This window comes from Dokdonella sp., assembly GCF_044227025.1.
Taxonomy (GTDB): domain Bacteria; phylum Pseudomonadota; class Gammaproteobacteria; order Xanthomonadales; family Rhodanobacteraceae; genus Dokdonella_A.
On record NZ_JBGAFX010000009.1, the window covers coordinates 63100 to 76587 of the forward strand.

The window sequence follows — 13488 nt, forward strand, 5'->3', positions numbered from 1 at the left end:
CGATGGACCGCGACGCATGAACCCCGAATGGGATGGCCTGCTGCTCGACTGTCGTCTCGCGACGATGACGCGGTCGGACACGCCATACGGCCTGATCGAGCACGCCGCGCTCGGCTGGCGCGACGGCGCGATCACCTATGCAGGGGCGCACGCGGCCCTGCCGGACGCACCGGAACGTCTCGCCGAGCACGTCGCGCGCGCCGACGGCGCGCTGGTCACGCCGGGATTGATCGACTGCCACACCCATCTCGTGTTCGGCGGCGATCGCGCCAACGAGTTCGAGCAGCGACTCAACGGTGCGAGCTACGAGGAGATCGCGCGCGCCGGTGGTGGCATCGCGTCGAGCGTGCGCGCGACGCGCGAAGCCGATGAAGGAACCCTGCTCGCGCAATCGCTGCCGCGTGCGCGCGCGCTGCTTGCCGACGGTGTAACGACGATCGAGATCAAGTCCGGCTACGGCCTCGACCGCGACAGCGAGCTGCGCATGCTGCGCGTCGCGCGACGCATCGGCGAAACCCTCGGCATCGGCATCCGCACCACACTGCTCTCGGCGCATGCGCTGCCGCCGGAGTACGCCGGACGCGCGGACGAGTACATCGACTACGTGTGCGAGCACGTCGTGCCGATTGCGGCGCAATCCGGCCTCGCCGACGCGGTCGACGCGTTCTGCGAGAGGATCGCGTTCACGCCGGCGCAGACCCGCCGCGTGTTCGAAGCGGCGCGCGCGCACGGCCTGCGCGTGAAGCTGCACGCGGACCAGTTGTCCGACCTGCATGGTGCCGCGCTGGCGGCGGCATTCGACGCCTTGTCGGCCGATCACCTCGAATGGACCGGCGACGACGGCGTGCAGGCAATGGCCAGGGCAGGAACCGTCGCCGTGCTGCTGCCGGGCGCCTACTACGCGCTGCGCGAGACCAAGCTGCCGCCAATCGATGCGCTGCGCGCCGCCGGCGTTCCGCTCGCGGTCGCGACCGACCTCAATCCGGGCACGTCGCCATTGCTGTCACTGCGCCTCGCGATGGGCATGGCTTGCACGTTGTTCCGGCTCACGCCGGAGGAAGCGCTGCGCGGTTCGACCGTGAATGCCGCGCGCGCGCTCGGACTGGATGATCGCGGCACGCTCGCCGTCGGTCGCCGCGCGGACTTCGTCGTGTGGGATGCCGAACGGCCGGCGGACCTTTGCTACTGGATCGGCGGCACGCTCGCACGTCGGATATTCGTCGGCGGCCGGTCGATGTAGCGGATCTGGATTTTGTGGGAGCGGCGGAAGCCGCGATGCTTCGCCGAGTGAAAGGAAGAGCATCGCGGCTTCCGCCGCTCCCACACGAAAGACAGTTGCTTCCGAGAAAGCCCCGCCCCTACAGGTGCAGGCATGTTTCGAATTCGCGCGGCTCGCCGCTGAGCGGATCGACGAACGCGAGGCGCTTGGCCAGCAGCTTGAGCGGCTTGCCGTAATCGTCGGGCGGCCGTCCGGCGCGGTCCGACGACAACGGCTGCGGATAGAAGTCGTCGTTGACGATCGGCGCGCCGAGGCCGGCCATGTGCACGCGCAGCTGGTGCGTCCGGCCGGTGACCGGAACGAGCGCGTAGCGCCAGATGCCGCCGTCCGATCGGTCCAGCACGTCGATGTGCGATTCCGAGTTCGGCGCGCCGGCCACCTCGCGCATGAGGAAGAAGGGCTCACCTCGTGCCATATGCGTCGAACGCACCAGCGGGAACGGAAGCGACGGCAACGCCGGCGCCAGCGCCTCGTAGTGCTTGGCGACGGTGCGCTCGGGAAACAGCGCCTGGTAGTGCGCGCGCGTGCGCGGATTGGCGGAAAACAGCACCAGCCCCGCGGTCATGCGGTCGAGCCGGTGCAAGGGAACGAGATGGGGATTGTCGAGGCGACGCGTGAGGCGCGCGAGCAGCGTTTCGGCGACATGGCCGCCGCCCGGCGTCACCGGCAGGAAATGCGGTTTGTCGGCGACCACGAGATCGGCGTCGGCATGCACGATGCGTTCGACGAACGGTATGGGCTGCTCGGTCGCGACTTCACGGTAGTACTGGATTTCCATCCCGACCCGATACGGCGTGCGCTCGTCGATCGGCTTCGCCTGCACGTCGGTGACCAGGCCGCGTGCGATGCGGTCAGACCACGTCTCGCGGTCGACCTCCGCAAAGTGCGCACACAGGCCGTCGAGCACCGTCGCCCATGGCCCCGGCGGCAATTGCAGGCAGCTCGGCTGTACGCCGTTGCGTGGCGGCAGGCGGATCATCGAGGCAGGGGCTGGCATCGCCCGCATTGTGATCGAATGACGTCACTGCGCCTACAATGCGCGGCTTCCCTTCCGAGGTAACCGCATGGCGCTCAACGCGACCATCTACAAGGCCGAGCTGCAGGTCAGCGACATGGATCGGCACTATTACGCGACCCACGCACTGACCCTGGCGCGGCACCCGTCCGAGACGGAGGAACGCCTGATGGTGCGCCTGCTCGCATTCGCACTGTACGCCGACGAGCGCCTCGAGTTCGGCAAGGGCCTCAGCAGCGAGGACGAACCCGACCTCTGGCGCAAGGATCGCAGCGGCGAGATCGAGCAATGGATCGACCTCGGCCAGCCCGACGAACAGCGCGTTCGCAAGGCGTGCGGACGTGCGCGCGAGGTCATCGTCGTCAACTACGGCGGACGCGCGTCGGATGTATGGTGGGAAAAGAACGCGACCGCGCTGGCGCGCTCGAAGAACCTGGTCGTGATCGACGTGTCGTCGGCAACGGCGGCGCTCACCGCGATCGCCGGGCGCAGCATGCGCCTGCAGTGCAACATCCAGGACGGCCACGTGCAGCTGTTCGGCAGCGCCGACAGCGAGATGATCGGCATCGATCCCGTGCTGCGCATGGGCGACAGGCAGCCGGCCTACTGACCGTGGCGGAATCGTTCGACGCCCTGGTCATCGGCGGCGGCGCGGCCGGCCTCATGTGCGCGATCGCCGCGGGCCGGCGCGGCAGGCGCGTGCTGGTCGTCGAACACGCGAACCGCGTCGGCAAGAAGATCCTGATGTCGGGCGGCGGCCGCTGCAACTTCACCAACACCGGCGCGACGCCGGCGAACTACCTCTCGGCGAATCCGCACTTCTGCAAATCCGCGCTCGCGCGCTACACCCCGGCGGATTTCATCGCGATGGTCGAGCGCCATCGCATCGCGTATCACGAGAAGGAACTCGGCCAGCTGTTCTGCGACGACTCGTCGAAACAGATCGTGCGCATGCTGCTGGATGAATGTGCCGACGCAGGCGTGCGCATCGAGACTTCGTGCGCTATCGAGCGGGTGCGGCATGGCGACGCGGCCTTTCACCTCGATACCGCGCGCGGTTCCTTCACGGCGTCCGCGCTGGTCGTCGCCTGCGGGGGGTTGTCGATCCCGAGCATGGGCGCGAGCGGGTTCGGCTACGAGCTCGCGCGCCAGTTCGGCCACTCCGTGCTGCCGACGCGCGCCGGCCTCGTGCCGCTGACGCTGAGCGGAAAGCATCAGGAACGCCTCGCCGACCTGGCCGGCGTCGCGCTGCCCGTGGAGGCGCGCTGCAACGGCAGTGCGTTCTGCAACTTCATGCTGGTCACACACCGCGGCATCAGCGGGCCGGCGATCCTGCAGATCTCTTCCTACTGGAATCCGGGCGACGACCTGCGCCTGGACCTGTTGCCAGGCGACGACGCGTACGCATGGCTGCAAACGCAGCGCACCGAACGCGCCGCGACCGAGTTGCGCAACGTGCTGGCGGAACGGATCCCGAAGCGTTTCGCGCAACGCCTGTGCGAGCACTGGTTCAGCAGCAAGCCGATGCGCCAGTATCGCGACGCGGAGCTGCGCGAGATGGCGGCGCTGCTCGCCGACTGGCCGCTCGTCGCGAGCGGTACCGAGGGCTATCGCACGGCCGAAGTCACGCTCGGCGGCGTCGATACCGACGAACTGTCGTCTTCGACGATGCAATCCAAACGCGTGCCCGGCCTGTACTTCATCGGCGAGGTGGTCGACGTCACCGGCTGGCTCGGCGGCTACAACTTCCAGTGGGCGTGGGCGTCCGGACACGCCTGCGGCAACGCGCTGTAGGGTGCGCCTTGGCGCACCATCGTGCCGCATGAAACGGAAACGGCGCGCCAAAGCGCGTTGTCGCACGCGTATAGTCGCGCCATGGCCTATCTCGTGTTCAAGGCGCTGTTGTCCGGCGTCATCATCATGGTGGTGTCGGAAATCGCCCGGCGCAGCCCTTCTATTGGCGCACTGGTGGTGTCGTTGCCGCTGGTATCCCTGCTCGCCATCCTGTGGCTATGGCACGACACCGGCAACGTCGCGCGCATCGCCGACCATGCCGAAGCGACGTTCTGGTACGTGTTGCCGTCGTTGCCGATGTTCCTGGCGTTTCCGTACCTGCTGCGTCACGGCATCGGCTTCTGGTGGGCGCTCGGCGCTGCCTGCGTGCTGACGATCGGCTTGTACTTCCTCACCGTGCTGCTCGCCGCGCGCTTCGGCGTGCGGCTCTAACCTGCTGCTCGTCAGCAAGTTGCTTGGCGCGCGCGTCAGGCAGCCTCGGCGGCTTCACGTCCCTGCTGGCGGATGAGCGCTTCGGCACGCGCATCGTGGATCGCATCCATCACCGCATCCACGTCGGCGGGGGTCTCGTCGATCGCGAACACGCCAGTCAGCACGCTGTCCGGTCGCAACTCGCCGGCCTCGAACAAGGCCCACATCTCGCGCGCGTGGCGTGTCGCCGTCAATTCCGGCGCGAAGCGCCCGAGGCAAGCGCCGATGTTGTCGACGTCGCGTTCGAGCATCGCGAGCGCAGCGTTGTTGCCGGCCGCGTCGACCGCCTGCGGCAGGTCGATGATGACCGGGCCTTGCGGCGAGACCAGCACGTTGTATTCGGAGAGGTCGCCGTGGATCAGGCCCGCGCACAGCATGCGCGCGATCTGGTTCATCATGAACGCGTGGTACGCGCGCGCAGTCTCCGGCGAGAGCTCCACCTCGCCGAGGCGCGGTGCCGAGTGGCCTTCCGCATCCGTGACCAGTTCCATCACCAGCACGCCATTGAAGAAACCGAACGGCTTCGGCACGCGCACGCCGGCATCGGCAAGGCGATAGAGCGCATCGACCTCGGTGTTCTTCCAGGCGTCTTCCTGTTCCCTGCGCCCGTAGCGCGTGCTCTTGGCGATCGCGCGCGCTTCGCGGCTGCCGCGCACCTTGCGTCCTTCCTGGTACTGCGCGCGCGCCTGGAAACTGCGCTGGCGCATGTCCTTGTAGACCTTGGCGCAGCGGATGTCGCCGCCCGCGCGTACCACGTACACGGCCGCTTCCTTGCCGCTCTTGAGCGGGCGGATCACTTCATCGATGACGCCATCGTCGATGAGCGCCTGCAGGCCTGGTGGTGTCTTCATGGGAATCCGGGAATGGACGCGACCGGGAGGATCACCGGTCGCGCAACCGGTCATTCTACCGCGTCGCGACTGCGCCCGCTGAAACCGCGCGTTCGACGGGGGAAATGGCCGTTTGCGACGGGCGCCGCGGCTCAGGCGGCCTGCGCGGAGAATAACCCTGCCGCGAGCACGAACACCCACGGGAAACATGGCACTCCCCCTTGCACGTCTGGAATGGCCGCCTCCCCACCGGCCCCGCAGCATCAACGCGCGAGCGCGGAATCGACGACAGGGGTCGGCTGGTGGGCTAGCGGGCCGAGTCCGTGGCTTCCGCACTGACCCAGAACCGCAGCAGCAGAGCCGCGGCCAGCGCGCACGCCGCGCCGAATGCGAACGCGGCGAACGGCGAGACCCCCTGCCAGATCCAGCCGAACACGAGCGACGCGGGCAGCAGCAGGATGCCGGACACGAGGTTATACCAGCCGAACGCGGTGCCGCTGCGTTCGCGCGGGACGAAGTCGGCGACCAGCGCCTTCTCGGTTCCTTCGAGCGATGCGGTCACCACGCCGTAAGCGCCGAACGCGAGCCACAAGGCCCAGTCCGCCGCCGGCAGCAGGCCGATCAGCAGGTAGGCGGCGGCATACGCCGTCCAGGCGAGCGTGAGCATGCGCGCGCGACCGAAGCGGTCCGACAAGGCCGACAGCGGCGTCGACAACAGGGCGGCGACGAACGAGAACAACGCCCACATCAGTGTCACGCGCATCGCGCTCGCGCCGAGTTCGTTCGCGCGCAGCAACAGGAACATGTTGGACGAATTGCCGAGCGTGAACAGCCCGAGCACGCACAGGTAACGCCGGAACGGCGCGGGCATCCCGGCCAGGGTCCAGCGGAACGGCTGCTTCGCCATCGACGCCGGATGCTCCGGTTCGGGCACCGCGAACGCGAGTGCGAGCACGAGCACGGCCGGGATCGCCGCGAGCAGGAACACGTTGCGCAGCCCGACGCCGAGCGCGAGCAGCAACGCCGCGAGCAGGGGCCCGATCACCGCGCCGAGGTTGTCCATCGCGCGGTGGAAGCCGAAGGCGAGACCACGCTGGTTCGGCTCGATGCTGAGGTTGATCAACGCATCGCGCGGCGCCGAACGCAGGCCCTTGCCGACGCGGTCGGCGAAGCGGCAGGCAAGCACGCCGAACCAGCTCGTCGCGAGCCCGATCAACGGTCGCGCGAAACCGGCGATGCCGTAGCCGGCGATCACCCACGCGCGCACCTTGCCGCTGCGATCGGCGAGCACGCCGGCGAACAGCTTGAGCAGGCTCGACACCGCTTCGGCGATGCCTTCGATGAGGCCGAGCGCCTTGGGTCCCGCCATCAGCACCGACGCCAGGTACAGCGGCACGAGCGGATAGATCATGTCGCTCGCGGCATCGTTGACGAGGCTGATGAGGCTGACCAGCCAGACGGTGCGCGGAAGGGAACGGATGCCGCGAATCATTTGCATTGGAGGGCTTGATGCTCAGGGCTGAGGACTGGTTTGAGGCGGTGGCGACACATGCCGGCGCGTACCGCCCCATGAGCATCGCAGCTTTTCGGAACACGCATCTACGTCTTGTGCGCAGCGCGACGCGCCGCCCGCAGTGCTTCGAGCTTGTCGCGGAACTTGCCCTCGAGGCCACGCTCGGTCGGCGTGTAGAACGTCGCACCGGCGATCGCATCCGGCAGGCACTGCTGGTCGAGCGCGACGCCGCCTTCGGCCTCGTGGTCGTACTGGTAGCCGGCGCCGTAGCCGAGTCCCTGCATGAGCTTCGTCGGCGCATTGCGCAGGTGCATCGGGACTTCGAGCGTGCCCGACTTGCGCACGACGCCGCGCACCTCGTTGAATGCGGCGTACGCCGCGTTGCTCTTCGGCGCGACCGCGAGATACAGCGCCAGCTCGGCCAGGCCGAGTTCGCCCTCGGGACTGCCGAGGCGGTCGTAGGTCTCCCACGCATCGAGTGCCATGCGCCACGCGCGCGGATCGGCGAGGCCGATGTCCTCGACCGCCATGCGCGTCATGCGCCGCGCGAGGTAGGCGCGATCGACACCGCCGTCGAGCATGCGCGCGAGCCAGTACAGCGCGGCATCCGGATCGGACGAGCGCACCGATTTGTGCAACGCGGAGATCTGGTCGTAGAACTGTTCGCCGCCCTTGTCGAAGCGACGCGTGCGGTCGGCAAGTACCTGCCCCAGCGTCGCGTCGTCGATATGGCCGTCACGCGCGAGTTCCGCCGCGATTTCGAGGAACGTCAGCGCGCGCCGCACGTCGCCGTCGGCGGCTTGCGCCATCGTCGCCAGCGCATCCGCGCCGACGCTCAGCTTCTGTTTGCCGAGGCCGCGCTCGTCGTCCTCCAGCGCACGCCGCAAGGCCTGCTCGATCGCATCGGCGGCGACCGCGTCGAGCACGTGCACGCGACAGCGCGAGAGCAGCGCGGAATTCAGTTCGAACGACGGGTTCTCGGTGGTCGCGCCGACGAACACGATCACGCCGCGCTCGATGTACGGCAGGAACGCGTCCTGCTGCAGCTTGTTGAAGCGATGCACCTCGTCGACGAACAGCACGGTGCGGGTCCCCTGCCCCCAACGAACCTCGGCCTCGGCGAGCGCCTTGCGCACGTCCGGCAAGCCCGACATGACCGCCGAGATCGCCTGGAATTCCGCCTCGGCGTAGCGCGCGAGCAGCAACGCGAGCGTGGTCTTGCCGCAACCGGGTGGCCCCCACAGGATCATCGAATGGACGTGGCCGGACTCGATCGCGCGCCGCAGCGGCGTATTCGCTGCAAGCAGGCGCGGCTGGCCGACGACCTCGTCGAGGGTGCGCGGCCGCATGCGCTCGGCCAGCGGCTTCAGCCCTTCGGGTTCGGCGAACAGGCTGCGGGGAGGCGTAGCGGATTTGCGCGGCATGGCGCCCATGATAAGGCCCGGCATGGTGTCCATGCGGGACGCTTTGAATCCTCCCCCTTCAAGGGGAGGGCTTGACAGCATCGTAGGGCGGTACGCGCAGCGCGCGTGCCGCCAGACTGCGACATCTGCGCGTGGTTCAGAACCAGAACCGCACACCGATCACACATTGCGTGTCACCGCTCGACTCGCCACCCGCACGCGCATAGTCCGCGGTCGCGCCGAAGCGCTGGCGGCGCTCGACGCCGATGTAGGGCGCGAACTCGCGCCGGATCTCGTAGCGCAGGCGCAGGCCGAACTCGGCGTCGGACAAGCCGGCGCCGAGGTGTGCGGCGGGATCGCGCTTGCCGTACGCATTGATCTCCAGGCGCGGCTGCAGCACGAGGCGCTGCGTCAACAGCCACTCGTAGTCGATCTCGGCGCGCAACGCGGTCCGGCCCTGTTCGCCGACATAGGCGGTCGCGCCGACCTCGAACCAGTACGGCGCAAGACCCTGCACGCCGAACGCGGCCCAGCTGCGCTCGGGCCCTTCGCCGAAATCACGGCGCAGGCCGATCTGGCTGTCCCAGAATGGCGCGAGCGCGCGACTCCACAACAATTCCACGTCGGCGTGTTCGGCGCGACCGTCGACGCGCTCGCCCTCGGTGCGCACCGCGAAGCGGTCGACGTCACCGCCGTAGCTGGCACGCGCGCTCCATGCGAGGGCGCCGCGTTCGACCCGCTCGAAACGATCGAATGCGACGAGGCTCCAGCTTGCGCGGTCGTCCATGCCCATGACGTCGATCATTTCCGCGGCGGTCATCGCATGCATGGCGGCGGCTGGCGGCGGTGGCGCGACGTGACCCGATGACGGGAGTGCGTCCGTGCGCGGCCCTTCGACTCCGGCCTGCGGCCTGCGCTCGGGGTGAGCGGTTTCGAGATGCCCGGCCGCTTCACCACCCAGTTCGCGCCGAGCGCAGCGGCCATCCGGCCGCGAAGTCGAAGCGCCGCGGTGCGTGTCGTCGCACGTCTCTTCGGCTCCGGCCGGCGGCCTGTGCCCCGAGTGATCGGCATGCATGCCGGCGTGCGCGTGCGCATGTTCGTGCGCGTCCTGCGCCGACGCGGCAGTCGCGGCAAGCCACAGTACCGTCGCCAGTGCAGGCGCGGTTCGACGCGTGCTCATGCGACCACCACTTCGCGGAACATGCCCGCTTCCATGTGATACAGCAGATGGCAATGGTAGGCCCAGCGACCGTGCGCATCGGCGCTGACGCGATAGCTGACCTGCTGCGCCGGCTGCACGACCACCGTGTGCTTGCGTGCGAGGAACTCGCCTTGCGGCGTTTCCAGTTCGCTCCACATGCCGTGCAGGTGGATCGGGTGCGCCATCATCGTGTCGTTGAGCAGGCGGATGCGCACATGCTCGCCGTGGGCGAGGCGCAGCGGTTCCGCATCGGAGAACTTCTGGCCGTTGAAGCTCCACACGTAGCGTTCCATGTGGCCGGTCAGGTGCAGTTCGATCTCGCGCTCCACCTCGGGCGAGATCGGCGCCGTCACTGAATGCAGGTCGGCGTAGGTGAGCACGCGCCGACCGTTGTCACGCAGGCCGACGCCGGGATCGTCGAGGTTCGTGCGCGGCGTGTCGACCAGCATGTCGACGAACGGACCGAACTCGAACGGCGCGTGATTCACGCCATTGCCTGCGGCATGATCCATGCCGGGCATCGCGGAATGATCCATTCCGCCGGCCATGTTGGCGCCGCAGCCGCCCTCCATGCCCTTCATGCCGGGCATCGCATGCGCACCGTGGTCCATCGAACCCATCATGTCGCCCATCGACAGCAGCACGCGCGCATCGGGCGCAGGCACTTCGGCCTGCATGCCTGCGCGCGGTGCCAGCGTCCCGCGCGCGTAGCCGGAGCGGTCCATCGCCTGCGCGAACACGGTGTAGGCGCGATCCTCCGCGGGCTCGACGATCGCGTCACAGGTCTCCGCTGGCGCGAGACGGAATTCGTCGACGGTGACCGGCTCGATGTCCTGGCCATCGTGCGCGACGATGCGCAACTTCAGGCCCGGGATGCGCACGTCGAAGAACGTCATCGACGCACCGTTGATGAAACGCAGGCGAACCTTCTCGCCGCGCTCGAACAGGCCGCTCCAGTTCGCTGCGGGCGTCGTTCCGTTCATCAGATAGGTGTAGACGTGACCCGAAACGTCGGCAAGATCACTCGGATTCATGCGCATGCGGTTCCACATGCTGCGCGCATCGATGGCCGCGCCGACCCCGCTTGCGCGCGCATCGCGCAGGAAGTCGCCTGCGGTCGGCTTGGCGAAATTGTAGTAGTCGCTGTGCTTCTTCAGCGTCGCGTAGATGTGCTCGGGATCGGTGTCGGTCCAGTCCGACAGCAATACGACGTGCTCGCGATCGGCCGGAAAGCGTTCTCCGGCGCGCGGGGCGACCACGATCGGCCCGTACAGGCCTACCTGCTCCTGGAAGCGCGAATGACTGTGGTACCAGTAGGTGCCGGCCTGGTTCACCGTGAAGCGGTAGGTGTAGCTGCCACCGGGCGGGATGCCCATGAAGGACAGTCCCGGCACGCCGTCCATGTCCGCCGGCAGCACGATGCCATGCCAGTGGATCGAGCTGCGTTCGGCCAGCGTGTTGCGCACGCGCAGGGTGACGGCGTCGCCCTCGCGCCAGCGCAGCAGCGGACCCGGCAGGCCACCGTTGACGACGACCGCACTGCGCGCGTGACCGGTGAAGTCGACCGTGCGCGCGCCGATCTCGAGGTCGAACGTGTCGCCGGCGAGAACGCCGGTCCGTTCTTCCGCGCGCAGGCGCGGCCAGCCGCAGGCGATCGCGAGCGCGCCGCCGGCGACTCCCTGCACGAAGCGGCGACGCGCCGGCAAGAGAAGCGAGCCGCTCGCGCGGCTGGGGAACAAGGTCATGTGGAATTCCGATGCGATGGGGACGCGGCTGCGTCCACGGGCAAGGCGCGCGCGCCGGCACCCGGCCGGCGAACGCAGGCACGACGCGCGTTGTCAGGCGATCGGAGGTCGCAGCGGGGGTGACGCGCGCTGGCGTTCGACGCCCTCGCGCAACGGCACCGGCATCGACGTGTCGGCCAGCGCGTAGACGGCGGCAGGCATCGCGGCCGGCCCAAGCGCATGCACGAACGCACAGGCACAGGCCGTGCCGCAACAGCCGTCGGCGCGGTGCACATGCTTGACCTTCGGCGCCGGCGCATGGTGCGCGCACGCGCTTTCCCCTGCTTGCGTCGGGGCGGCTCCGTGCAGCGGCATTGCCGCGGCCGCGAATCCGCTGAACGCAATCGCCGCCGCGAGCACGCAGGCGAGCAAGCGCACCGCGCGCAAACGCGCGAGGGGGGCGAGTCGGAACAACGGGCTGGCGAAGGGATGCATCACGAACGACAATGGTACGCGCGCCCATGAACTATCGCCACGCCTTCCATGCCGGCAACTTCGCCGACGTGCTCAAGCACGCCGCGCTGATCGGCCTGTTCGACGCCCTGCAGGCGAAGCCTGCGGCGCTCTGCTACGTCGACACGCACGCCGCGCGCGGGATGTACGACCTGCGCGGCGAGGAGGCGTTGAAGACGCAGGAGCACGTCGATGGCGTGCAGCGATTGCTGCGCGCTCCGGCCCTGCCGATTGCCCTGCAGCGCTACGTCGACCTGGTGCGCGCATTCCAGCCGCCTGGCGGGAACGATATCGCGTGCTATCCGGGTTCGCCGCTGATCGCGCAACGCCTGCTGCGCGAGCAGGACCGCGCGATCCTGTGCGAGTTGCACGAGGAAGAAGCCGCCGCGCTGCGCAGGTCACTCGGCGGCGACGCGCGCTGCGCGGTACACCAGCGCGACGGCTACGCCGCGATGAAAGCCCTGCTGCCTCCACCCCAGAAGCGTGGCCTCGTGCTGATCGACCCGCCGTTCGAGGCGCAAGGCGCCGAGTTCACGCAGATCCAGCAGGCTCTCGCGGATGCGTGGACGCGCTGGCCGAACGCGACCTATGCGGTCTGGTACCCGATCAAGCTGCGCGAAACGATCCTGCCGTTCCACCGCTGGCTGCATCGCAGCGCCGGCAAGGCCGATGTACTCGTCGCCGAACTGCTGCTGCATCCGGACAATTCCGGCCTGCGCCTCAACGGCTGCGGCCTCGCGATCGTCAATCCACCGTGGCACTTCGACCGCACGCTGCAGGAATGGCTCCCCGCTCTGAAGACACTACTCGCCGAAGGGCGTAACGGCGAGGCACGGGTGAACTGGCTGAAGACCGCTTGATGGCGACCCTTGGACCGCCACGCATGCGCTTGCCCCTCGACCCCGTTGCGCCCCGCATCCAATGTGATGCAGGAAATCGGGTTGACGCACATGGCCACGGCAAGCACCATGCCGCGCAACACCCCGGTTCCGGGGTCTACATGTAGTTGGGCACAGCAATGATGGTTCCGTTCATCGTCATTGATTTCCTAAAGCATGGCATGTGGTTTCTCATGTCAGCTGTGGCAATCATCTATGCCGTCAGGCTGTTCAAGCTTCGCGATCCGAAGCCAGCGCTATTCCTTGTCCTTGGAGCATTGTCGCTACTCTTTGCCCAAGTCTTTCTCATCCTCGTCCCCCTCCCAACGATCTCTTGGGGCTTCACCTCAGGCTGCTGCTACACATTCAGCGGCTTTCGCCAGCTCGGCGGCTACTTCTCAGTAGAGCTCGCGCCTGTTTTAAGCAGCCTGTTCTGGCTAATAGCAATCGTGCTCAGGGTTCGCAGGCCAAGTGCTTAACTGTGCGTGTATGGACTCCCCTTGCAAGTGACCGAGTGATTGGTGCTTCGGCAAGCGTTGCGATTGCAGTCGTGTCCCTCGGGGACGTCCGTTGGTCGTATCCGGCTTCCCATTGAACGCAAAGCGTTCCAGCCATGGTGGAATCGCTGCAGCGAACGCGCGGCAATCTGAACTCTCGTGTGGCAGCGGCCACTTGCCTCAAGCGTCCGACCGCATGACACTTCCTCCCATCGAGCTTCAGTTCGGCGACTGAATCGCCCCGGAAATCCCGGAGGCTGTTTGGTTTGAGTCACACCTCGATGGCGGACTCGTGCTGACGATAATAGTTTTCTTCGGCTTCTGCTGGAGGAATGTATCCGATGGAGCCGAGCAGGCGGCGATGGTTGTA

13 protein-coding genes are annotated in these 13488 nt (G+C 67.7%); 6 read left to right on the forward strand and 7 right to left on the reverse strand.

Annotated elements, in window-relative coordinates; all coding sequences use genetic code 11:
* The first annotated feature begins 16 nt into the window (after positions 1 to 16).
* Positions 17 to 1240 carry an imidazolonepropionase gene (gene hutI, locus ACILRJ_RS17595; protein WP_395684517.1) on the forward strand — a complete coding sequence of 408 codons (1224 nt, stop codon included), beginning with the start codon at positions 17 to 19 and terminating at the stop codon, positions 1238 to 1240.
* 118 nt (positions 1241 to 1358) lie between these two features.
* Here the strand turns inward: hutI and ACILRJ_RS17600 are convergent, their stop codons facing one another.
* Positions 1359 to 2276: a pseudouridine synthase gene (locus ACILRJ_RS17600; RefSeq protein ID WP_395684518.1), complete on the reverse strand. Its 918-nt coding sequence runs from the start codon at positions 2274 to 2276 to the stop codon at positions 1359 to 1361.
* Between the two features lie 67 nt (positions 2277 to 2343).
* Here ACILRJ_RS17600 and ACILRJ_RS17605 point away from each other — a divergent pair, with 67 nt between their 5' ends.
* Genes ACILRJ_RS17605 through ACILRJ_RS17615 form a run of 3 tightly spaced genes read left to right on the forward strand, consistent with a single transcriptional unit; the run spans position 2344 to position 4520 of the window.
* Positions 2344 to 2904: a YaeQ family protein gene (locus tag ACILRJ_RS17605; RefSeq protein ID WP_395684519.1), complete on the forward strand. Its 561-nt coding sequence runs from the start codon at positions 2344 to 2346 to the stop codon at positions 2902 to 2904.
* Positions 2905 to 2957: 53 nt separating this feature from the next.
* The gene (locus ACILRJ_RS17610; RefSeq protein WP_395684529.1) at positions 2958 to 4088 is read left to right on the forward strand and encodes an NAD(P)/FAD-dependent oxidoreductase; all 1131 of its coding nucleotides are present in this window, start codon (positions 2958 to 2960) and stop codon (positions 4086 to 4088) included.
* Between the two features lie 21 nt (positions 4089 to 4109).
* Complete coding sequence (locus ACILRJ_RS17615; protein ID WP_395684520.1) at positions 4110 to 4520, forward strand: DUF3147 family protein; 411 nt, start codon at positions 4110 to 4112, stop codon at positions 4518 to 4520.
* A gap of 35 nt (positions 4521 to 4555) precedes the next feature.
* On the opposite strand, the gene ACILRJ_RS17620 is transcribed toward ACILRJ_RS17615, so the two are convergent.
* The 6 genes from ACILRJ_RS17620 to ACILRJ_RS17645 all read right to left on the reverse strand — a co-directional run bounded on the left by ACILRJ_RS17620 (position 4556) and on the right by ACILRJ_RS17645 (position 11725).
* Complete coding sequence (locus tag ACILRJ_RS17620) at positions 4556 to 5410, reverse strand: PA4780 family RIO1-like protein kinase (RefSeq protein WP_395684521.1); 855 nt, start codon at positions 5408 to 5410, stop codon at positions 4556 to 4558.
* A gap of 286 nt (positions 5411 to 5696) precedes the next feature.
* Positions 5697 to 6887 carry an MFS transporter gene (locus tag ACILRJ_RS17625; RefSeq protein ID WP_395684522.1) on the reverse strand — a complete coding sequence of 397 codons (1191 nt, stop codon included), beginning with the start codon at positions 6885 to 6887 and terminating at the stop codon, positions 5697 to 5699.
* A gap of 101 nt (positions 6888 to 6988) precedes the next feature.
* Positions 6989 to 8326 carry a replication-associated recombination protein A gene (locus ACILRJ_RS17630; protein ID WP_395684530.1) on the reverse strand — a complete coding sequence of 446 codons (1338 nt, stop codon included), beginning with the start codon at positions 8324 to 8326 and terminating at the stop codon, positions 6989 to 6991.
* A 136-nt stretch (positions 8327 to 8462) separates the two neighbouring features.
* Complete coding sequence (locus ACILRJ_RS17635; RefSeq protein ID WP_395684523.1) at positions 8463 to 9485, reverse strand: copper resistance protein B; 1023 nt, start codon at positions 9483 to 9485, stop codon at positions 8463 to 8465.
* A complete protein-coding gene (locus tag ACILRJ_RS17640) occupies positions 9482 to 11251 on the reverse strand; it encodes a copper resistance system multicopper oxidase (RefSeq protein WP_395684524.1) in 1770 nt (589 codons plus the stop codon). Before ACILRJ_RS17640 ends, ACILRJ_RS17635 begins: the two co-directional genes overlap by 4 nt.
* 93 nt (positions 11252 to 11344) lie before the next feature.
* Positions 11345 to 11725 carry a hypothetical protein gene (locus ACILRJ_RS17645; protein WP_395684525.1) on the reverse strand — a complete coding sequence of 127 codons (381 nt, stop codon included), beginning with the start codon at positions 11723 to 11725 and terminating at the stop codon, positions 11345 to 11347.
* Positions 11726 to 11751: 26 nt separating this feature from the next.
* Between ACILRJ_RS17645 and ACILRJ_RS17650 the strand changes: the two genes are divergently transcribed.
* Complete coding sequence (locus ACILRJ_RS17650) at positions 11752 to 12603, forward strand: 23S rRNA (adenine(2030)-N(6))-methyltransferase RlmJ (RefSeq protein ID WP_395684526.1); 852 nt, start codon at positions 11752 to 11754, stop codon at positions 12601 to 12603.
* 161 nt (positions 12604 to 12764) lie between these two features.
* Positions 12765 to 13100 carry a hypothetical protein gene (locus ACILRJ_RS17655; protein ID WP_395684527.1) on the forward strand — a complete coding sequence of 112 codons (336 nt, stop codon included), beginning with the start codon at positions 12765 to 12767 and terminating at the stop codon, positions 13098 to 13100.
* The last annotated feature ends 388 nt before the right edge of the window (positions 13101 to 13488 follow it).